Here is a 21,276-nt window from a genome sequence, read left to right as displayed (position 1 = left end):
CGCTACAGCCAGCAGGCCACATAGGGGTCCTCTCTCCATTGCGGGATCAAGGTCACGGTAACGGCGAGGGGACCTCCGGCGAACTCCGTAAGATTACGTATGTCCGCCTGGCCTGGGGTTTGCCACTCTTCGGGAATCGATGGAACCCCCGTTGAACCCGACGGGCGCGGAGAGGAAAAGAGCCGGTGTCCAGTACCACCACTGAAAATGCGCCTCGGCTGACGCGCGTGCTGCGGTTGCCCGCGATCGTCCTGTTCGGCCTCACTTACATGTCGCCCGTCGCGGTCTTCACCACTTACGGCATCGTCAATGACGAAACGGGCGGACACCTGCCCGCGGCCTATGTGCTGGCACTCGGCGTGATGCTGTTGACGGCGCACAGTTACGGGCGGATGGTGCGCAGCTATCCGGCGGCGGGATCGGCGTACAAGTACTCGCAGAAGGTCTTCGGCGGCCACGTCGGATTCCTCACCGGCTGGACGCTGATGCTGGACTACCTCTTCTTGCCGATGGTGTCCTTCCTGCTAGCCGGCATCTATCTGCACGCCCAGTTCCCGGGGGTGCCGCAGGGCGTGTGGAGCGTGCTCGTCCTGCTCGTGGTGCTGGTGTTCAACGTGCTGGGCGTGAAGTTCGTCAGCCGGATCACCGCGCTGATCATGGGTGTGACGGGTCTGCTGCTGGCCGTGTTCGTCTTCGTCGGCGGTGCGAAGTCCGAGGTGGCGGCGGGGGACCTGTTCCAGTCCTTCGTGCCGGCGTCCGACCAGTGGTCGCTGCTCGCCGGGGGCGCGGCGATCCTGGCGCTCAGCTTCCTCGGCTTCGACGCGGTGTCCACGCTCGCCGAGGAGGCCCACGAGCCGCGTCGCACCGTGCCGCTGGGCATCATCCTGACCACCGCGATCGGCGGCGGGCTGTTCATCCTCGTCGCCTGGATCGGCTCCCTGGTCCGCCCCGACGGGCAGTTCTCCGACCCCGACTCGGCGGGCGCCGAGCTGATGGAGACGATCGGCGGCAGCGGGCTGAGCGCCGCGTTCACCGCGGTCTACGTGCTGGGCTGCTTCGGCTCCGCGATGGTCTCGCAAGCGAGCGTCTCCCGGATCATCTTCTCCATGGGGCGGGACGGACTGCTGCCGCGGCGCGTCTTCGGGCGGCTGCACCCGCGCTTCGGCACCCCCGTCGGCGCGCTCGTCCTGGTCTCGGCCGTGGCCTGCCTCTCCGTGTTCCTCACCCTCGACCAGGCCGTCGTCATGATCAACTTCGGTGCGCTGGCGGCGTTCTCGATGGTCAACCTGAGCGTGGTGAAGCACTACCTCTTCGGCGCCGGCCGCGGCCCGCTCACCGCGAGGTCCCTGCTGGTCAACGGCCTCCTGCCGGGCCTCGGCTTCCTCACCACCGGCTGGCTGTGGACGAGCCTGACGGGGACGACCTTCGTCGTCGGCCTGGTGTGGATGGCCGCGGGGCTGGTCATCCTCGCGATCACCACCCGCTTCTTCACCCGGCAGCCGCCCGAGCTGCACATGGACGGGGCGGAGGACGGCCGGCCGGCCCCGGACGCCGGTGAGGGGCAGGTCCCGCCGCTGGACTCCCCGGAGACGACGGCCACCCGATGACGTACGAGGTCCGCTGACGTACGGCGTACGACGCTGACGTCACGCGTACGACGTACGCACCGCAGCGCGCGTGCCACGCCCCGTCGCGGGGGGTGCGGCACGCGCGCTGCGTCTTACGCGGGTGCCGGTGCCTGCTCGGCCGGCGCGCCCTCCGACTGCTCGGTGCGCAGGCTCTTGAGCAGCACCACCAGGGCCGTGCTCACCAGGGTGCCGGCCGCGATCGCGACCAGGTACAGCCAGGGGTTTCCGATCAGCGGCACCACGAACGCGCCGCCGTGCGGTGCGCGCAGGGTGCAGTCGAACGCCATGGAGAGACCGCCGGTGACCGCGCCGCCCGCCATGGCCGCGGGGATCACCCGCAGCGGATCGCCCGCGGCGAACGGGATCGCGCCCTCGGTGATGAACGAGGCGCCCAGCACCCACGCCGCCTTGCCGTTCTCCCGCTCGGCCCGGGTGAACAGCCGGGCCCGCACCACCGTCGCCAGCGCCATCGCCAGCGGCGGCACCATGCCGGCGGCCATCACCGCCGCCATCACCTTCAAGGAGCCCTCGTTCGGGGCCGCGAGCCCGCCGACGGCGAAGGCGTACGCCACCTTGTTCAGCGGGCCGCCGAGGTCGAAGCACATCATCAGGCCCAGCACCACGCCCAGGGTGACCGCGCCCTCGCCGGAGAGCCCCGACAGCCAGTCGGTGAGCGCCTCTTGGAGGGAGGCCACCGGCTGGCCCACGACCAGGAACATCAGGAAGCCGACGACGGCGGACGACACCAGCGGGAGCACGACCACCGGCATGACGCCGCGCAGCGCGGCCGGCACCCGGACGCGTTGGACGGCCAGCACGGTCCCGCCGGCGATCAGGCCGGCGATCAGCCCGCCGAGGAAGCCCGCCTCGATGGTCAGCGCGGCGGCGCCGCCGACGAAGCCGGGGACGAGTCCGGGGCGGTCGGCCATGCCGTACGCGACGTATCCGGCGAGCACCGGCACGAGGAAGCCGAAGGCCAACTGGCCCGTCTGGAACAGCAGCGCGGCCCAACTGGCGCCCTGCGTCCACGCGAAGTGCTCGGCGACGGACTTCGCCTCGTTGATCTCGTAGCCGCCGATCGCGAAGGCGAGGGCGATCAGCAGACCGCCGGCGGCGACGAACGGGACCATGTAGCTGACCCCGGTCATCAGCCAGGTGCGCAGCCGGGTGGCGTAGCCGTCGCCGGGTTCGCCGGCCGCGTGCACGGGGGCGGTGTCCGCCGCGGCGGCGTCCATGGTGGCGCTGTGCGCGGAGGCGGCCGGCCCCGGGGCCGTCTCGCTGCGCTCCGCCACGGCCCGTACCTGGTCGATCAGTTCGCCGGGCCGGTCGATGCCGGCCTTCACGCCGACGTCGACGGTGGGTTTGCCGGCGAAGCGGGCCCGTTCCCGTACGGGCACGTCGTGCGCGAAGACGACGCCGTCGGCCGCCGCGATCAGCACCGGGTCCAGCCGGGTGAAGCCCCCCGAGCCCTGGGTCTCGACGTCCAGGTGCACGCCCCGCTCTTCGGCGGCGCGCTGGAGCGCTTCGGCGGCCAGATAGGTGTGCGCGATGCCGGTGGGGCAGGAGGTGACCGCCACGATCCGAAACGGCGGCGCGCCGGCCGGTCGGCTGGTGTCGTCGTCCGTCGCGCCGTCGGGGGAGTCGGTGCAGACGGCCGTGGGGATCTTGTCCGACGCGAAGTCATGCCGGGTGTCCGACCGTCCGTTGGCGGTGGCGGTGGCGGTGGCGGTGGCGTTGGCGGTGGCGGTGGCGTTGGCGGTGGCGGTGGCGTTGGCGTTGGTGTCGGCGGCGTTGGTGGTTTCGCCGCGCAGCAGGGCCGCCGCGGCTGCCGGGTCGGTCACCTGTCGCAGCGCGTCGGTGAAGGCCCCGTCCACCAGGTGCCTGGCCAGGCTCGACAGGATCGTCAGATGGGCGTCGTCGGCGCCCGCGGGGGCCGCGATGAGGAAGATCAGGTCGGCGGGCCCGTCCGCGGCGCCGAAGTCGATGCCGGAGCCGGAGCGGCCGAACGAAGCCACGCGCCGGCCGAACGCCAGCGTGGGCTCGGTGACGTGGGCGCTGCGCGCGTGCGGTACGCCGATGCCGCCCTCCAGGCCGGTCGGGAACTGGGCCTCGCGCGCCGCCACGTCCGCGATGAAGCCCTCGACGTCGTTGACCCGGCCGAGCGCCGCCATGCGTTCGGCCAGGGAGCGGACCGCCGCCTCCTTCGTGGTGGCGGCCAGGTCGAGGTCGACCAGGTCCGCGGTGATCATCTCGCTCATCGCGGGCTCCCTTGCTCGGTGAGTGCTCTGTCCAGCGGGACGTCCCTGGTCACGGCGACGGCTTCGGGGGCGAGGTCGGCCGGGGTCGGCATCAGGCTGCCGGCGAGTTGCACGGCAGCGGCGCCGTGCGCGACGGCCGCGGCCAGCGCGGCGTCGCCCGCGTCGCCCGTGAAGCCCGCGTCGCCCGCGTCGCCCGCGAGGCTCGTGCAGTCGGCGCGGCTCGTCGAGCCTGTTCGGCTCGCGGCGAGGAAGCCGGCGAGCGAGGCGTCGCCCGCGCCGACGTCGCTGCGCACCGCGCCCACCGCGGCGTGCCCGTACCGGACGCCGTCGGCGGCCACCAGGACCTGACCGTCGGCGCCGAGGCTGGCGAGCACCGCGCCCGCGCCCCGCGCGCGCAACTCCCGGGCCGCCGCGACGACGTCCCCGACGGTGCGCAGGGTGCGGCCGACGGCCCCGGCGAGTTCGTGCGCGTTCGGCTTGACCACATCGGGGCGCGAACGCAGCGCCGCGAGCAGCGCGGGCCCCGAGGTGTCGACGGCGACGCGGGCGCCGGCCGCGCGGGCGCGCGCGACGACGGCGGCGTACCAGTCGGGGCGCACCCCGCGCGGCAGGCTGCCGCAGCAGGCGACCCACCCGTTCGACGCCGACGCCAGCGACAACACCTCGGCCAGCAGCGCCTGCGCCTCGGCCGCCGACAACTCGGGCCCGGGTGCGTTGATCTTCGTGAGGGTGCCGTCCGGTTCGGCGAGCGCGACGTTCGACCGGGTCACGCCGGTGACGGGCACGCTCGCCACCTCGATGCCCTGTTCGGCGAGGAGGCTGGCGACGAGGGCGCCGGGGGCGCCGCCGAGCGGCAGCACGGCGACGGTGCGGCGGCCGGCGGCGGCCACCGCCCGCGAGACGTTCACGCCCTTGCCCCCGGGGTCCGTGCGCTCGGCCCCGGCCCGCAGCACCGCCCCGCGCTCCAACGCGGGCACCTCGTACGTACGGTCCAGGGACGGGTTCGGAGTGACGGTGACGATCACGCGCGCACGACCTCCGTGCCGCCGGCCTCGACGGCCGCGGCGTCCTCGGGGGAGAGCCCCGTGTCGGTGATGAGCAGGTCCACGTCCGCGAGGTCCCCGAAGCGGGCGAAGTGCTCCGCCCCGTACTTGGTGGAGTCGGCCAGCAGCACCACCCGTCGGGCGGCGGCCCGCAGCGCCCGCTTGACGGCGGCCTCGGCGAGGTCGGGGGTGGTGAGTCCGTGCGCGGTGGAGAAGCCGTTGGCGCCGAGGAAGACGACGTCGGCGCGGACTTCGCCGTACGCGCGCAGCGCCCAGGCGTCCACCGCGGCGCGCGTGCGGTGCCGGACCCGGCCGCCGACCAGGTGCAGATCGATCCCCGGGTGGTCCGCCAGCCGCACGGCCAGCGGCAGGGCGTGGGTGACGACGGTCAGGGAGCGCTCCAGCGGGAAGGCGGCGGCGAGCCGGCCGACCGTGGACCCGGCGTCGAGGATCACGCTGCCGTCCGCGGGGAGTTCGGCGAGGGCGGCGCGGGCGATGCGGTCCTTCTCGTCCGCCGCGGTGGCCTCGCGCTCGGAGAGGTCCGGCTCGAAGTCCAGCCGCCCGGCGGGGATGGCGCCGCCGTGGACCCGGCGGACGAGTCCCGAGCGGTCCAACGCCTTCAGATCGCGTCGGATGGTCTCCGCGGTGACCTGGAACTCCTCGGCGAGCGAGAGCACGTCGACGCGTCCGCCCTCACGGGCGAGCCGCAGGATCTCTTGTTGGCGCTCCGGTGCGTACATGTGGGATTACATCCGTTCCATGCCCGAACGTGTGGTTTTAGCGCAGGGTACGGTCCGGTTTCCGGGAAGTAAACACGTGGGGGCGCGGGGAACTGCGCGAACAACCCGCCGCCGGGCGGCGGGCGCCGTCATCGCGCACGTGTTGCGGCGCTATCGCGCTGCTGAGGCGGCGGGGTGGGTGCAGCGGCCCTTGGGGGCGTCCAGGGGTGGGCGGCACTGGAGGGTGAAGTCCGCGGCGCTCTTGCTCAGGTAGCGCCCGAAGCAGTCGTCCGCCGACGGCATCCCGCGCTTCTCGCAGTACCGCACGGCCGCCCGGCCGTCCTTGAACGGGCCGGGCGCGTAGAAGATCCAGTAACCGGGGCGCAGGGACGCGTAGTCGTCGCTGCGCACGTACTTCACGTCCGGCACCGTCTGCCGGAGCCTCGCCAGCTTCTCGTCCCGGGCTGCCGGGCCCGTGGACGTCGGCTCGGACAGCACCTGGGCGACCCACTTGCCCTTGGCCCCGGGCGGGGACACCGGGGTCACGGGCGAGGGCTTCACATCGGGCACCTGCGGCGTCGGGTCGGCCCCCGTCGACGTGTCCGGGACGCCGGACGCGTCGTCCGCGCCGTCGCCGTCGCCACCGTTGCGCAGCGTCACGACGAGCGCCGTCGCCAGGACCACCGCGACGACCGTGGAGACCGCGGCCACGATCAGGGGCATACGGCTCCGGGCGCGCCGCGCAGGCGGAGCGGGCGCCGTCGCAGCGCGCCCGGAGGTCGGTGCCGGCCCGTGCACCGGGGCCGGGGGCGGGGGCGGGGGCGGTGCCTGGGTCGGGGCTTGGCGGCCGACCTGCGTACGGGCCGACGCATCCGGGGGCGCCGCGACCTGGTACGCGTGCTGCACCGGCGCGTACGCGGCCGGCGCGCCCGACTCCACCTGCGCGAGCAGCGTGTCCAGCCGGGCCGCGTCCGGCCGTTGCAGCGGATCCCGCACCAGCAGCGCCCCGAGGGCCGGCGCCAGCGGCCCCGAACGCACCGGCGCCGGTATCGGATCGTCGAGCACCGCCGCCAGGGTGGCGAACGTCGTCTCGCGCCGGAGCGGCGACACGCCCTCCACGCAGGCGTACAGCACCAGGCCCAGGGACCACAGGTCCGACGCCGGGTCGTCGTGCCGGCCGCGGATCCGCTCCGGCGCCATGTACTCCACCGTGCCGACCAGTTCGCCGGTCTGCGTCAGCGAACTGCTCCCCTGCAGGGCCGCGATGCCGAAGTCCGTGAGCACGGCGACCCCGTCGGGCCGCAGCAGCACGTTCGCCGGCTTCACGTCCCGGTGCTGGATGCCGGCCGCGTGCGCGGCGTGCAGCGCCGACAGCACCTGGCGGCCGATCCGCGCGGCCTCCGTCGGGGTCAGGGGCGCCTCGCGCAGGCGCTGTTGGAGCGAGTGGCCCGGCACCAGCTCCATCACGATCCAGGGGTGCGGATCGGCGACGGCGATGTGGTGGACGGTCACCACGTGCGGATGGTTCAGCCGGGCCAGCGCCCGGGCCTCGCGCAGCACGCGTTCCCGTACGGCGTCGGACGCGGCGGCCTCGGGGCGCACGGCCTTCAGGGCGACCTCGCGGTGCAGCGCGCTGTCCCAAGCGCGCCAGACCGTCCCCATGCCGCCGCTGCCCAGTGGTTCGACCAACTGGAACCGGCCGTCGACCACGTCCCCCGGTGCGTTCATGGAGAACACCCTAGGTGGTGCTCACGGCGCTCCACCGCTGGCCCGGGGGGCGCTCCGCTCCGGTTGTGACGCCCCTGTGGACGGCCCGTGGAGAGGGGCAATCAGGGGTGGGCCCCACGGTCGTCGCCAGCCTTGCGGCCGTAGCGGGCGTAGCGTCGGGCCAGCGCGTGGAACGCCTCCTTCGGCTCCCAGTGCCAGTCCGACGCCGGGTCGACCGGATCGTCCTTGATCGACTTGACGATCGCGTACGTCGCCATGTCCACGTCGTGCCGCGGGGAGTCGGCGCGGTGCGGGGCGTCCGCCGAGATGAACTCGAAGGCCATCGCCGCGTGCAGCCCCAGCTCCTCGAAGACGTCGAACAGCTCGCCCACGTACGACGCCTGGGTGCGCTCGCTGCGCACCAGGTCCCCGACGATCTCGGGCGGCTGCTTGGTCTCGTCGACCACGTCCCACGCCATGCCGCCGGCCTGCGGCGCCCCCCGGTACGCGCACGTGCCGAACTCGGTGATCGCCACGGGCTTGCCCCAGCGCAGGTACTCCCGCAGCTCGCGCACGTAGCTCTCGCGGCGCGGGAAGTACGAGTAGTAGTCGATGCCGACGACGTCGAAGAGGTGCCAGTCGACCCGGTCGTGCTGGGCCGCGGCGTAGCTGAGCGGCCCGCGGAAGACGTCCCGGCCGACGGCCGCGGCCCGCGCCGTGAAGGCGTCCAGCTTGCGCTGCATGTCGACGGGGTCGAAGTTGCCGTCCTGGAGGTTCTTGATCCGGTCCAGCACGGTCTCGCCCGGCACGATGCCCGGTACGAGCAGCCAGAACTCGCAGCCCACGCTGAGGTGGACGTCCGCACCCTGGCGGCGCAGCCGCTCCGCGTGCCGTCCCGTCTCCGCGAGGTGGTCCAGCGTCTCGGGCTGCGGGCGGTCGCTGAGGGTGGGCTCCAGCCAGACGTGGAGGCCGCGTTCGACGGCCTCGGACGCGGTGGCGTTGAGGCGGTCGACGCCGTCGCCGGTCACCTTCACGGAGTTGGCGTGCAGGTCGCGGGCGATGGCCTTGAGGTCGTGGCGCATGCGGCGGGCGCTCCAGGCGGTGCCGGGGGTCTCGCCGTCGCCGAGGGTGTAGCAGACGCTGCGGTAGCGCACGCCGCGGGGGCGGGGCGCGGCGGTGGCTGCGGTCGCGGTCGCTCCGGCCGCGCCAAGCGAGGCGGCGGCCCCGACCGCGCCCGCAGCCGCCAGGAACTGTGCCCTGCTGATCCCGCCGCGGCGGTTCCTCGCCGTGGTTCGGTGGCTCACGATGTGCCCTCCCCTGTGGTTGGTTTCCGTCCCCAAGTCTGGGGAGGAGAGGGGCTGTTGCGGGTCGGCCGATGGTCTGCGATCGCCCGACGAAGGGATGAGCCGGCCCAACGAAAGAAGCGCCCGCGCCGTGACTCTGCGAGAGCGTGACTGTCTGCGGCCCGGCGGTGGGCTTGTCGCGCAGTTCCCCGCGCCCCTCTCTCGCTCCCCCCCCCGTCCGTTCTCTGCGGGCCGGAGGTGGAGGTCTTTAGGGGCGCGGGGAACTGCGCGAACAGCCCACCACCGGGCCGCAGAGGCCAACGCTCCCGCGGGGAAACGGCGGGGTGGTCAGGCGCGCGCCGGGCCGTGGCTGCCCCCTGGGCGATCAGGGGTGCGGCCGGGTGGACCGCCGCCCGGTCACGTCAGGGCGCGGCGGGCCACCCCGTGGACGTGGCGCTGGAACACCGCCTCCGCCTCCGGCGTCAGCGTCCGCAGCGTGACCATCGCCGTGAGGATCACGTCGCACAGCTCCGACTCCACGTCCTGCCAGGTGTGCGAGTTGCCCTTGCGCGGGTTGTGGCCCGTCGCGCCGATGACCGCCTGCGCGGTCTCGCCGACCTCCTCCGCCAGCTTCAGCACCCGCAGCAGCAACTCCTCCTCCGCGGGGCGGTCGTTCGCCGCGTCGAGCCAGGCGCGCAGCCGGTCGACGGTGGGCCAGAGGGCGTCGGCGTCATCGATCGCGTTCATGGGACGCAAGCCTTCCACGGCGCCGCCGACCGCCGTCAACCCCGTCCGATGTACGGCATCGTCGTCGCCATCACCGTGGCGAACTGCACGTTCGCCGACAACGGCAGCTCCGCCATGTGCAGCACCGTACGGGCCACGTCCGCCACGTCCATCACCGGCTCCACCGCCGTCTCCCCGTTGGCCTGGAGGATCCCGGCCGTCATCCGCCCGGTCATCTCCGTGGCCGCGTTCCCGACGTCGATCTGCCCGCAGGCGATGGAGTACGGGCGGCCGTCCAGGGAGAGCGAGCGCGTCAGCCCGGTGATCGCGTGCTTCGTCGCGGTGTACGGCGCCGACTGCGGACGGGGCACGTGCGCGGAGATCGAACCGTTGTTGATGATCCGCCCGCCCCGCGGCGACTGGTCCCGCATCACCCGGAACGCGGCCTGCGCGCACAGGAACGCACCCGTCAGGTTCACGTCGACGACCCGGAGCCAGTCCTCGTGCGTCAGGTCCTCGAAGGCGACCCCGCGCGGCCCGGACGCACCCGCGTTGTTGAACAGCAGGTCGACACGTCCGCAATCCCGCCGGACCGTGTCGAAGAGCATGGTGACATCGGCGGGTGACGTCACATCAGTGGGAACGCACAGCACGTTCCCGCCCGCCAACGGCGCCGTCCGCGCCAGCGACGCCGTCTCCGTCAGCGCGTCCGCACGCCGGCCGGCCACCGCGACCGACCAGCCCGCACCCGCCAGCGCCAGGGCCACGCTCCGGCCGATCCCCGAACCGCCGCCCGTCACCACGGCGACCTTCGACTGAGTGGACTGAGTGTTCATGGGGTCGGAGCGTAGTCCCGCACTCAAGCCGCCCGTACCCCATCGACCCGCACTCGTACGGCCCGCGTCCGTGCCGGGAAGTCACCCGGTCGTCATCTGCCGGCCCCGCGCCCGACAGCACCGGTACGCCCGCTGCCACTCCCATGCGGAAGGACAACCGCCGCAAGGGGAGGGGCCACCACCCATGAGACCCACGCACCCGGACGAACTCCGCGCAGCCGCACGGCACATCGGCGCCGCGTTCGGCCGCCGACGCATCCTCACCACCGCGGGCGCCGCCGCCGTCCTCGCCTTCACCACCAACCTGCCGGGCAGCGCGCACGCCGCCGCGGCCGACGCCGCCGCGCTGAAGGCCGACCCCTTCACGCTGGGCGTCGCGTCCGGCGACCCGCAGCCGACCTCCGTACTGCTGTGGACCCGGCTCGCGCCCCGCCCGTACGAGCCCGACAGCGGACTGCCCCGCGGCACGTACACCGTCCGCTGGGAGGTGGCGCACGACGCCCGCTTCACCCGGGTCGCCCGGCGCGGCACGGCCACCGCGCACCCCGAGGTCCACCACAGCCTGCACGTCGAGGTCACCGGACTCGACCCGGACCGGGTGTACTACTACCGCTTCCGCGCCGGGTCGTGGCTCAGCCCCGTCGGGCGCACCAGGACCGCGCCCGCGCGGGGCGCCCGCATCAGGGAGCTGCGGTTCGCCGCCGTTTCCTGCCAGGCGTACCACGACGGCTACTTCACCCCCTACGCGCACCTCGCAGCCGAAGAGCTCGATGCCGTCTTCCACCTCGGCGACTACCTGTACGAGTACGCCGTGAACGCCACCGGCGGCGCCCGCGCCTACACCGACCGCCGGCTGCCCGCGCACTTCAACCGCGAGACGCTGACCCTGGAGGACTACCGGCTGCGCTACGGCCTCTACCGGACCGACCCCGACCTGAAGGCCGCGCACGCCGCCCACCCCTTCGTCCTGACCTGGGACGACCACGAGACCGAGAACAACTACGCGGGCGGCGACCCGGAGAACGGCGTGCCCCCGGAGGAGTTCCTGCTGCGCCGCGCAGCGGCCTACCGCGCGTACTGGGAGAACCAGCCCCTGCGGATGCCTCAGCGGCCCACCGGCCCGGACATGAAGCTCTACCGGCGGCTGCACTTCGGACGGCTGGCGCAGTTCGACGTGCTCGACACCCGGCAGTACCGCTCCAACCAGGCGTACGGCGACGGCTGGCAGGTGCCGGGGCCCGAGTCGCAGGACCCGACGCGGACGATGACGGGGGAGCAGCAGGAGCAGTGGTTGATCGACGGCTGGCAGCGCTCCACCGCCCGTTGGAACGTGCTGCCGCAGCAGGTCGTCTTCGCCCGCAGGCGCGACGTGCCGTCGGACGCGTACCGGCTGAGCATGGACGCCTGGGACGGCTACCCGGCGTCGCGGGACCGGGTGCTCGCCGGGGCGCGGGCGGCCGGCGTGGAGAACCTGATGGTCCTCACCGGTGATGTGCACGTGGGCCACGGCTTCGACCTCAAGGAGGACTGGGACGACCCCGCCTCGCGCACCCTCGGCACCGAACTCGTCGCCACCTCCATCAGCAGCGGCCGGGACGGCGCCGACCGGCCCGCCAACTGGGAGAACCTGACGCGGGCCAATCCGCACCTGCGGTTCTACAACGGCCGCCGCGGCTACCTGACGGTCACGCTCGGCGAGGAAGCGGCACGGGCCGACTTCCGTACGGTGCCGGCCGTGACGGTCCCGGGCGCGCCGATCGGCACCGCGGCGTCGTTCGTGACGGTCGCCGGCGATCCGGGCCTGCGGCCCGCGTGACCCGCCCGCCCCCGCCGGGCTGAGAGCATGGTCGGCACACCTACCCAGCGGAGGATCCATGACCAGGCCGGAGAGCGGCCCGACCGGCACGGCGGGGAACGAAGGCGACATACCCAACGGGGGCGCGGCACCGACCGCCGCGGCCCCGGCCCCGATGACCTCGGCCCCGGCCCCGGCGACCTCGACGACGACCCCGGCGCCGACCGTCGCGGCACCCACCGCCGCGGTGCCGGCGCCCGCGGTGCCGGGCCCGTCCCGGTCGCCGGAGGACCCGCCGGCCCCCGGCGTCGTCGCGGCCCGCCGCGTCGGCCTGCTGGTCACGCTGGTGCTCGGCGGGCTCACCGCGCTCCCGCCGCTCTCCATGGACATGTACCTCCCGGCGCTGCCCGCCGTCACCGACTCGCTGACGGCGTCGGCCTCGACCGTCCAACTCACCCTCACCACCTGCATCGCCGGCCTCGCGCTCGGCCAGCTCGTGGTGGGCCCGATGAGCGACAAGTGGGGCCGGCGCGGGCCGCTGCTGGTCGGCATGGTCGTCTACGTCGTCGCCACCGCGCTGTGCGCCGTCGCCCCGGACGCCACGCTGCTCGTCGTCTTCCGCCTCCTCCAGGGGCTGTCCGGCGCCGCTGGAATCGTGATCGCCCGCGCCGTCGTCCGCGACCTGTACGAGGGCGTCGAGATGGCCCGGTTCTTCTCGACCCTCATGCTGGTCTCCGGCGTCGCCCCGATCGTCGCCCCGCTGATCGGCGCGCAGGTGCTGCGCTTCACGGACTGGCGCGGCATCTTCGTCGTCCTCACCGTCGTCGGCATCCTGCTGACCGCGGTGGCCTTCACCTGGCTCCCGGAAACCCTGCCGCGCGAGCGCCGGCACGGCGGCGGCGTCGGACCCGCCCTGCGCACCATGCGCGGACTCCTCGGCGACCGGGTCTTCACCGGCTACGTGCTCACCGGCGGCCTCTCCTTCGCGGTGCTCTTCGCCTACATCACCGCGTCCCCCTTCGTCGTCCAGGAGATCCACGGCGCCTCCACCCAGACCTACAGCCTGCTCTTCGGCCTCAACTCGATCGGTCTCATCGCCGTCGGCCAGCTCAACGGCCGGGTGCTCGCCGGCCGGGTCAGCCTGGACAAGGCGCTCGGCGTCGGCCTCGGCGTGATCGTCCTCGCCGGCGTCGGGCTGGTGCTCATGACGGCGGGCGCCTTCGGCGACGTCGGGCTGGTCGGGATCGCGGCCGGACTCTTCGTGATGATGGCCGCACAGGGCCTGATCATGCCGAACACCAACGCCTCCGCCCTGATGCGCACCCCGCACGCGGCGGGCTCCGCGTCCGCGCTGATCGGCACGTCCTCCTTCCTGCTGGGGGCGCTCGCCTCGCCCTTCGTCGGCATCGCGGGCGAGGACACGGCCGTCCCCATGGCCGTCGTCCAGCTCACGTGTGCCGTGGCGGCGGTCTGCTGCTTCCTGTTCCTGTGCCGCCCCTGGTCGCGCCCCGGCGGCAAGGACGGCAAGGGAAGCGAGGTCGCGGGGGGACCTAGAATCGATCGGTGAGCGACACCCTTCCCACCGCCGACGCGCTGCGCGCCGCCCTCGCCGGGCTGATCGACGAACTGCCCCCGACCCGGGCCGCCCAGGCGGTCGACCGGCTGATCGCCAACTACCGGGGGCAGACGCCGACGGACGCGCCCGTGCTGCGGGACCGCGCGGACGTGCTCGCGTACGCGGCGTACCGGATGCCGGCGACGTACGAGGCGGTACGGGCGGTGCTGGACGCGCTGCGGGCGGCGGCCCCCGACTGGACGCCCGCCACCCACACCGACGTCGGCGGCGGCACGGGCGCGGCGAGCTGGGCGGTCGCGGGCGCGTGGGAGGGCGAGGTGGCCGTCCCGGTCGCCACCACCGTGCTGGACTGGGCGGAGCCCGCGCTGGAGCTGGGGCGGGAGATGGCGGCCGGCTCGGACCTGCCGGGGCTGCGCTCGGCCCGCTGGCAGCGCTCTCGTATCAGTGCGGCGCTCCACATCGAGAGCACTGATCTCGTCACGGTGTCGTACGTCCTCAAGGAGCTGACCGAGGACGACCGCGCCGCCGTCGTCGACGAGGCCGCCCGCGCCGCCAGCGCCGTCGTGATCGTCGAGCCCGGCACCCCCGACGGCTACCAGCGGATCATCGACGCCCGGGACCGGCTCGTCGCCGCCGGGCTCACCGTCGCGGCCCCCTGCCCGCACAGCGACGCCTGCCCCATCGCCCCCGGCACGGACTGGTGCCACTTCTCCGCCCGCGTCAGCCGCTCCTCGCTGCACCGCCGGATCAAGGGCGGATCGCTGGCGTGGGAGGACGAGAAGTTCAGTTACGTCGTCGCCACCCGCTTCCCCGTGCGCCCCGCCGCCAACCGGATCACCCGCCGGCCCCAGATCCGTAAGGGCCTGGTCCTGCTCGACCTGTGCACCGGGAGCGACGGCCTCGATCGGGTCACCGTCACCAAGCGGCAGGGCGCCGCCTACAAGGCCGCCCGCGGCGCCGACTGGGGCGAGGAGTGGCCGGCACCGGAAGCCTGACCGACGATGGGATGAGGAGCGCCCGCCGCCCGGGCCCACCGGGCTGACCGGGCTCACCAGCCCCACGGGCTGACCAGGTCCCACGGGCTCTTCGGGCGGTCCAGGTCACGACGGAGGCAGAGGTGTCTGAGGTGTCTGAGGAATCCGCGACGTTCCCCACCGATCCCGAGGCCCCCGGCCCGACCGACCCGCACCGCCGCGTCGTCGTCGGCGTCGACGGCTCCCCCTCCTCCAAGGAGGCGCTGCGCTGGGCCCTGCGCCAGGCCGCACTGATCAACGGCGGCGTCGAAGCCGTGATGTCCTGGCAGTTCCCGCCGTACTACGGATCCCTCGGCTGGACCCCGCCGGCCGGCGACTACGACCCGGCAGCCGTCGCCGAGAAGGTGCTCCAGGACTCGGTGGCCGAGGTAGCGGGCCCCTCACCGGCCGTGCCCGTACGCACCCACGTCGTCCACGGCACGGCGGCCGACGCGCTGCTCGCCACCGCCGTCGACGCGGAACTCCTCGTCGTCGGCAGCCGGGGCCACGGCGGTTTCGTCGGGGCCGTGCTGGGCTCGGTCGCCCAGCACTGCACCCAACACTCACCTTGTCCGGTGGTCGTCGTCCGCGGCCCCGGCACCTCCTAGGGCTCCAGGGCTCCCAAGGCCGGGCTCAGGGGCGCAGCTCCTGCGTGCAGCACTTCACGCTGCCGCCGCCCTTCAGCAACTCGCCCAGGTCCATCCCGATCGGCTCGAAGCCCCGGTCCCGCAGCGGCCCGAACAGGCCCACCGCCGCCTGCGGCAGCAGCACGTGCCGACCGTCGCTGACCGCGTTCAGCCCCAGCGCCGCCGCTTCCGGCCCGTCGGCCACCAGCGCGTCGGGGAACAGCCGCGCCAGCACCGACCGGCTCCCCGGCGAGAACGCGCCCGGGTAGTACATGACCTCGTCCGCCGCCCCGTCCAGTACGCACAGCGCGGTGTCGAGGTGGTAGTAGCGCGGATCCACCAGGTCCAGCCCGATCACGGGCCGGCCGAAGAACTCCTGCGCCTCGTCGTGGGAGAGCGGGGACGACCGGAAGCCCCGCCCCGCCAGCACGTACGACGAGGTGACCGCGAAGTCCCCCTCGCCCTCGTTGACGTGCACCGGCTCGTGGACCTCGGTGAACCCGGCGGTACGGAACCACTCCAGGTGGACCGCGGCCTCGGGCCGGCGTTCCGGGTGGGCGAACCGGGCGCCCAGCACCCGGCCGTCGATGACGGTCGCGCCGTTCGCGGCGTAGACCATGTCGGGCAGGCCCGGCCGCGGAGCCAACAGCTCCACGGTGTGGCCCAGGGTGCGGTAGCGGTCGCGCAGGTCTTCCCACTGGGCCATGGCCAGGGGCAGGTCGACGGGTTTCGCCGGGTCCATCCACGGGTTGATGGAGTACGTCACCCTGAAGTGCGCGGGTGGGCACATCAGGTAGCGGCGCGGCGATGCGTCACGAAGCGATGAGCGCAAAGAAGGCTCCTCACACGGAGACGTCGGGTACGCGGGTGTGCGTGGAGCCATGGTGGGGGCGCCCCGGCGGAAGAGCGCCGGCCGTGCGGTGAAGCGTTCGCCCCGCGCGTCGCCTTTCGGCAGTTTTCGCGGTTTCCTACGAAACTCCGCCCGCCGCCGCTTCGTCGGAACCGCACAGAACGGCGCCGTGCGCCGGGCGGTGCGCCGGACCGTGCGCCGGTCGCGCAGTATCCCGCACCCCACTTCCGTGCGCCCCGGAATGAGTCGAGAGGCCCCCCGGTTGGGGACAGTGGACCCCCGCGGAGCAGGATGGTGGGACCATGGCAGGGACCGCGAGGGGCGAGCGTGATGTGTGAGGGGATAGATGGGCGACGGTAAAGGTCGATACCGCGGCACGGACAGACTCCCCGGGGAGAGCCGCCTCGCGCAGTGGCTGCGCAGGCGCTCGAAGGACACCGCCCCCGACCACGGCGCGGTCTCCGACGCCCACCGCGAGGACCTGCTGCTCGCCGCAGCCGCCGCGGGACTGCCGCTGGCGCCCGCCGCCTACCCCGTCGCGTACCGCTGTTCGTGCGAGCGCATCGGCTGTCCCACCCCCGGCCGGCACCCGGTCTCCTTCGCCTGGCAGACCCAGTCCACGACCGACCCCGTGCAGATCCAGCGCTGGGCGCAGGGCGAGCCGCGGGCGAACTTCATCACCGCCACGGGCATGGTCCACGACGTGCTCGACGTCCCCCTGGAAGCCGGCCGCAACGCGCTGGAGCGGCTGTTGGAGCAGGGCGTCGAGGTCGGGCCGGTCGCCGAGTCGGGGGGCGAGGGCGAAGACGCCAGGGCGCTGTTCTTCACCGCCACCCGCGGCACCCCGGAGGACGAGGACGAGTGGTGGCCCTGCGAGCTGGACTGCCACCCCGAGACGATGGACGAGCACCCCGGCCTGCGGTGGCACTGCCGCGGCAGCTACGTCCTGGTGCCGCCCGCGCTGCTGCCCGGTGACCACGCGGTCAGCTGGGTGCGCGGCCCCGAACACCCCCTCCCGGAGCCGCTCACGCTGCTGGGCGCGCTGACCGACGCGTGCGCACGGTACGCGCTGCACCACGAGGAGCCCTGGCCGCTGCACCGCTGAGCCCCCACGGGCCGTGCGCCACTCGGCCCTCCGTCACTCGCCCTTCACGGACGTGAGGCCGGACATCCGGTTGAGCACGTCGACCTTGCCGTCGGCGCCGCCCGACGCGGCCGGGACGTGGGCCGCGAGGCCCGAGACGCGCTCCTTCGTCACGGACTGCTTCACCTCGCCCGTCAGCAGCGGCTTCAGGTCCGGGTGCACGCTGAGCTGCACGCCCTTCGCCGCGGTCTGGCGCTCGTACGTCTTGGTGGTGAAGAAGACGAGCGCGCCGCCGTCCTTCGTGGCGAACCCGACCGGGGCCGAGTCGGGAGAGTTCACCGGCTGGTCGATCCACTGGGTCGTGGTGCCCGGCGTGGACGGCCGGTGGCGGGCGTCGCGCCACTGGGAGGTGTCCGGCCCGTCCTTGAAGAGCGGGGGAGCGCCGGACTGGAGGTACGAGGAGTAGTTCTTCGCCAGCGCGGACGGCGCGCTCACCAGCGAGGCCGTCTCGACGGGCACGGGCACGGCGAAGCCGTCGCCGTCGGTCTTCAACTCCGGCACCCGGTCCCGGGCCATCGTGTTGAGGTAGGCCACCCGCCACTTCTGGTCGGGGCCCTCGCGCAGGAACACCAACAGCCAGCGGTCGTCCTGTTGGCGGCCCCCGCCCCAGTTGGCGTCCGCGTTCGCGAGGAAGTACCGCGGCCAACCCGCCTTCTTCGGTATGGAGAACGAGGCGTCCGTCAGCTCCAGGGCCCGGTGGTTGGGGTTGCCGCCCGGGGACTTCGCCCGCTGCGACGTCATGCCGGCCCGGTTGACCGCGCCGAGCGGGCCGGCGAGCCGGTCGGCGTGGAGCGTCGGATCGTACGTCCTGAACCGGTCGTTGTACGCGGCGGTGAACTCCTCCAGCGCCCGCGCCGCCTCCGCGTCCGTCGCCGTCGGCACGACCTCCCGCTCGCCGTGGACGGTCACGCAGCCGGTCGCGGTCAGCGCGAGTGCGGCGACCGCCGCCGCGAGGCTGCGGTTGCGGACGTGGTTCCGGCTGCGACTACCGCTACGGCCTCGCGCACCCACCCGAATCGGCCTACCCATCGGTCGTCTTCTCCTTGGCCCCCGCGCCCCCGACTGAACGACCGAACCCTATCGGGGCGAGGGCGAAGAGGAGCGCCGGGACCGCGTACAGGAACCAGACGGTGACCTGGAGGACGGTCGGATCGGGCAGAAAGTGGACGAGGCCGTTGAGCGCCGTGCCGTACCAACTGTCCGGCGGGACGGTGGCGGTGAGGTCGTACGCGGGCTGCGCGGCGCTGCCGGTGGCGCCGGGGGCGCCGGCGTCCTGGAGCGCGCTGACGCCCTGCACCAGCATTCCCGCGGCGATCACGCCGAGCGCGGCGGCGGTCCAGCGGGCGGTCCGCTCCGGTCCGGCGCGGCGGACGCCCGCGTACAGCCCCCACACCGCGAGCAGCGCGATCGCGAGCCCCAGCGCCAGTCCGAGCAGGGGCTGTGCGCTGGCACTGACCCCGGTCGCGGCGCGGGCGGCGGACCAGAAGTACAGGGCGCCCTCCAGCCCTTCGCGTCCGATGAGGAGGGCGGTGACGGCGATGAGGAGGGTTGCGGGGGCGGGCCTGCCGGTGCGGAGGCGGACGACGAACCAGGTCACGGCGGCGACGGCGGCGAGGGCGAGGGTGCCGGTGACGAGGCTGCGGGTTTCGGGCGTGGGCTGTCGGGAGCCGAATTCGAGGAGCCCGCCGAGGCCGAGGAAGAGGGCGGTGGTGGTGGCGGTGGTGGTCCACACGGGGCGGGTGTGCTTCGTCCGTGCGACGAGGGCGAGTTGCAGGGCGATGCCGGCCCCGACGGCGAGCCCCAGGCGCAGCCCGTACAAACACGTCCCGTCCACCCCGTCCACCCCTCCTACCGCGCGGATCCCTTCGCAAGGTGGACGCCCCTGCGCTACCGCGCGGTTCTCTGCGGGGTGATTGTGGGCTGGTGACCTGCCCGCCGTTTCCCTGCGAGAGCGTTGGTCTCTGCGGCCCGGTGGTGGGCTGCTCGCGCGGTTCCCCGCGCCCCTGATGTGCTTCCCCCGTCGTTCCCAGTGCCGGCTAGTGGATCCAAGGGCCTTGGGTACAGGAACCCAGGGGCGCGGGGAACTGCGCGACAAGCACACCACCCGGCCGCAGAGGCCAACGCAGCCCGCGCGCGGGAGCGCTCACGCGAGCTCGGTGCGCGTGGGGAGGATTACGGGGGTGCCGTGGCGTGGGTGGGGGAAGACGTCGACCGGCTCGCGGTACACGCGGGTCAGCAGCGACGGCTCCAGCACATCCGCCGGGACCCCCACCGCCTCCACCCCGCCCCCGCTCAGCACCGCCACGCGGTCCGCGTACGCCGCCGCGAGGCCGAGGTCGTGCAGGACGACGACCACCGCGTCCCCCGTCGCCGCCCGACCGCGGCACAGCCGCATCACCAACTCCTGGTGCCGCAGGTCCAACGCCGCCGTCGGTTCGTCGAGGAGCAGCAGCGACGTCCGCTGCGCCAGGACGCGGGCCAGCGCGACCCGGGCCCGTTCGCCGCCGGACAGTTCGGAGAAGGGCCGGTCCGCGAAGCCCTCCGTCTCCGTCGCCCGCAGCGCCTGCGCCACCGCCGCCCCGTCCTCGTCCTCCCGCACCGTCCCCGCCCACGGCGCCCGCCCCATCCGGACGACCTCCGCCACCGGGAACGGGAAGGACAGCGACGAGGACTGGGGGAGCACCGCGCGCCGCAGGGCGAGGTCGCGCGGCGCCCAGGCGCCGGCGGGGCGGCCCGCGATCCGTACCGTTCCCGCGTCCGGCGCCAGGTCCGCGGCGAGCGCGGCGAACAGCGTGGACTTGCCCGCCCCGTTGGGGCCCACCAGCGCCAGCACCTCGCCGGCGCGGGCGTCCAGGTCGACGCCCGACAGGACCTCGCGGTCCCCGAGCCGCACCCGCAGTCCGCGCGCCTCGGCGAGGACGTCACCGGGCGCCGGGCGCCCCGGCAACTCCCGCTCGCGCACCGAGAAGAGCCTCTTCACGCCCAGCCTCCCTGTCGACGGCGGGTCCTGCGCAACAACCAGAAGAAGAACGGGCTGCCGAAGAGCGCCGTGAGCACCCCGAGCGGCAGCTCCGCCGGCTCGGCGACCGTACGGGCCGCCAAGTCGCCCGCGGCCAGCATCAGCGCACCGCCGAGCGCGCTGCCGGGCACCAGGAAGCGGTGCCCCGGCCCGTTCGCCATCCGCAGCAGGTGCGGCACCAGCAGGCCCACGAAGGTGATGATCCCGGCGACGGCGACGGCCGCGGCCGTCAGCAACGCCACGACCAGGATCAACGTCAGCCGCAGCCGCTCCACGTCGACGCCCAGGTGCCGCGCCGGCCGCTCGCCGAGCGCCAGCAGGTCCAACTTGCGGGCGTAGAAGGGCGCGACGAGCAGCCCGAGCAGGGTGCACGGCAGCACGGCGAGCACCTTCGGCCAGGTCGCCTGGGAGAGCGAGCCGAGCTGCCAGAAGGTGATCTGGGTGATCTGGGCGTTGTCGGCGAAGAAGATGAACAGCCCGATGAGCGCGCCGGCGAAGGCGTTCACGGCGACCCCGGTGAGGATCAGCGTGACCACCTCCGTACGCCCGCCGGACCGGGACATCGCGTACACCAGCAGCACCGTCGCCAGGCCGGCGACGAACGCGCACGCGGTGATGGTCCAGTTGCCGAAGAAGCTCAGGCCGAGCGCGATGGAGCCGACCGCGCCGACCGCCGCGCCCGCGGAGATGCCGATGATGCCGGGCTCGGCCAGCGGATTGCCGAACACGCCCTGCATCAGGGCTCCGGCGCACCCCAGCGAGGCCCCCACCAGGAGCGCGAGGACGACGCGCGGCAGCCGTACGTTCCACAGCACGCTCTCGCCGACCCGGTCGAGAGCCTGTCCGCCGAGCCCGACGCGGTGCTGCACGGAGGCGACCACGTCGGCCAGCGGGATGTCGTACGCGCCGTACCCCGCCGAGACGAGGGCGACGGCGACGAGCGCGGCGGACAGTCCGACGGTCAGCAGGGCCGAGGCGGAGCGGCGGCGCCGCGGTGCGGGGGACCCCTTCGCGGGCGGCGGCACCGCCGTGCGCGGCAGGGAGGGCGGGGAG

18 protein-coding genes are annotated in these 21,276 nt (G+C 73.9%); 6 read left to right on the top strand and 12 right to left on the bottom strand.

The genetic code is table 11. The features are described 5' to 3' along the window. Positions 1–227 precede the first annotated feature (227 nt). Complete coding sequence (locus ABZ842_RS33040) at positions 228–1,607, top strand: APC family permease (RefSeq protein WP_361545348.1); 1,380 nt, start codon at positions 228–230, stop codon at positions 1,605–1,607. A 113-nt stretch (positions 1,608–1,720) separates the two neighbouring features. On the opposite strand, the gene ABZ842_RS33035 is transcribed toward ABZ842_RS33040, so the two are convergent. From ABZ842_RS33035 to ABZ842_RS33005, 7 genes are all read right to left on the bottom strand, one after another. Further along, positions 1,721–3,886, bottom strand: a complete 2,166-nt coding sequence (locus ABZ842_RS33035) for a fructose-specific PTS transporter subunit EIIC (protein WP_361545345.1) — start codon at positions 3,884–3,886, stop codon at positions 1,721–1,723. Further along, positions 3,883–4,911 carry a 1-phosphofructokinase gene (pfkB, locus tag ABZ842_RS33030; RefSeq protein ID WP_361545342.1) on the bottom strand — a complete coding sequence of 343 codons (1,029 nt, stop codon included), beginning with the start codon at positions 4,909–4,911 and terminating at the stop codon, positions 3,883–3,885. Before pfkB ends, ABZ842_RS33035 begins: the two co-directional genes overlap by 4 nt. Then, a complete protein-coding gene (locus ABZ842_RS33025; protein WP_361545339.1) occupies positions 4,908–5,669 on the bottom strand; it encodes a DeoR/GlpR family DNA-binding transcription regulator in 762 nt (253 codons plus the stop codon). The genes pfkB and ABZ842_RS33025 overlap by 4 nt, the downstream gene beginning before the upstream one ends. Before the next feature lie 150 nt (positions 5,670–5,819). Further along, positions 5,820–7,376: a serine/threonine-protein kinase gene (locus ABZ842_RS33020; protein WP_361545336.1), complete on the bottom strand. Its 1,557-nt coding sequence runs from the start codon at positions 7,374–7,376 to the stop codon at positions 5,820–5,822. A 101-nt stretch (positions 7,377–7,477) separates the two neighbouring features. After that, positions 7,478–8,659, bottom strand: coding sequence for an abortive phage infection protein (locus tag ABZ842_RS33015; protein WP_361545333.1), 1,182 nt, complete (start codon positions 8,657–8,659; stop codon positions 7,478–7,480). A 396-nt stretch (positions 8,660–9,055) separates the two neighbouring features. Next, entirely contained in the window at positions 9,056–9,385 is a 330-nt protein-coding gene (locus ABZ842_RS33010; RefSeq protein ID WP_361545330.1) for a MazG-like family protein, read from the bottom strand. Between the two features lie 35 nt (positions 9,386–9,420). After that, entirely contained in the window at positions 9,421–10,200 is a 780-nt protein-coding gene (locus ABZ842_RS33005; RefSeq protein ID WP_361545327.1) for an SDR family oxidoreductase, read from the bottom strand. A 184-nt stretch (positions 10,201–10,384) separates the two neighbouring features. Between ABZ842_RS33005 and ABZ842_RS33000 the strand changes: the two genes are divergently transcribed. The 4 genes from ABZ842_RS33000 (at position 10,385) to ABZ842_RS32985 (ending at position 15,192) form a co-directional block, all read left to right on the top strand. Continuing rightward, positions 10,385–12,016: an alkaline phosphatase D family protein gene (locus ABZ842_RS33000; protein ID WP_361545325.1), complete on the top strand. Its 1,632-nt coding sequence runs from the start codon at positions 10,385–10,387 to the stop codon at positions 12,014–12,016. A gap of 154 nt (positions 12,017–12,170) precedes the next feature. After that, positions 12,171–13,562, top strand: coding sequence for a multidrug effflux MFS transporter (locus ABZ842_RS32995; protein WP_361545431.1), 1,392 nt, complete (start codon positions 12,171–12,173; stop codon positions 13,560–13,562). Next, positions 13,559–14,566 (top strand): small ribosomal subunit Rsm22 family protein, encoded by a 1,008-nt coding sequence (locus tag ABZ842_RS32990; protein WP_361545322.1) that lies wholly within the window; start codon positions 13,559–13,561, stop codon positions 14,564–14,566. Before ABZ842_RS32995 ends, ABZ842_RS32990 begins: the two co-directional genes overlap by 4 nt. 131 nt (positions 14,567–14,697) lie before the next feature. After that, complete coding sequence (locus tag ABZ842_RS32985) at positions 14,698–15,192, top strand: universal stress protein (RefSeq protein ID WP_361545319.1); 495 nt, start codon at positions 14,698–14,700, stop codon at positions 15,190–15,192. 25 nt (positions 15,193–15,217) lie between these two features. Here ABZ842_RS32985 and ddaH read toward each other — a convergent pair whose 3' ends face one another. Continuing rightward, a complete protein-coding gene (ddaH, locus tag ABZ842_RS32980) occupies positions 15,218–16,042 on the bottom strand; it encodes a dimethylargininase (RefSeq protein WP_361545316.1) in 825 nt (274 codons plus the stop codon). A 364-nt stretch (positions 16,043–16,406) separates the two neighbouring features. Here ddaH and ABZ842_RS32975 point away from each other — a divergent pair, with 364 nt between their 5' ends. Continuing rightward, the gene (locus tag ABZ842_RS32975) at positions 16,407–17,165 is read left to right on the top strand and encodes a bifunctional DNA primase/polymerase (protein WP_361545313.1); all 759 of its coding nucleotides are present in this window, start codon (positions 16,407–16,409) and stop codon (positions 17,163–17,165) included. A gap of 33 nt (positions 17,166–17,198) precedes the next feature. On the opposite strand, the gene ABZ842_RS32970 is transcribed toward ABZ842_RS32975, so the two are convergent. From ABZ842_RS32970 to ABZ842_RS32955, 4 genes are all read right to left on the bottom strand, one after another. After that, on the bottom strand, positions 17,199–18,233 hold the full coding sequence (locus ABZ842_RS32970) for a hypothetical protein (protein ID WP_361545310.1): 1,035 nt from the start codon (positions 18,231–18,233) through the stop codon (positions 17,199–17,201). Then, positions 18,226–19,038, bottom strand: coding sequence for an FTR1 family protein (locus ABZ842_RS32965; protein WP_361545307.1), 813 nt, complete (start codon positions 19,036–19,038; stop codon positions 18,226–18,228). The genes ABZ842_RS32970 and ABZ842_RS32965 overlap by 8 nt, the downstream gene beginning before the upstream one ends. A 309-nt stretch (positions 19,039–19,347) precedes the next feature. Then, on the bottom strand, positions 19,348–20,184 hold the full coding sequence (locus tag ABZ842_RS32960) for a heme ABC transporter ATP-binding protein (RefSeq protein WP_361545304.1): 837 nt from the start codon (positions 20,182–20,184) through the stop codon (positions 19,348–19,350). Continuing rightward, on the bottom strand, positions 20,181–21,248 hold the full coding sequence (locus ABZ842_RS32955; RefSeq protein WP_361545429.1) for an iron ABC transporter permease: 1,068 nt from the start codon (positions 21,246–21,248) through the stop codon (positions 20,181–20,183). Before ABZ842_RS32955 ends, ABZ842_RS32960 begins: the two co-directional genes overlap by 4 nt. Positions 21,249–21,276: the final 28 nt, after the last annotated feature.

This window comes from Streptomyces sp. NPDC047315 (assembly GCF_040643215.1).
In the GTDB taxonomy this organism is placed as follows: domain Bacteria; phylum Actinomycetota; class Actinomycetes; order Streptomycetales; family Streptomycetaceae; genus Streptomyces.
The sequence above is the reverse complement of the archived record's forward strand: the minus strand, read 5'-3'. Positions and strand labels throughout refer to the sequence as shown.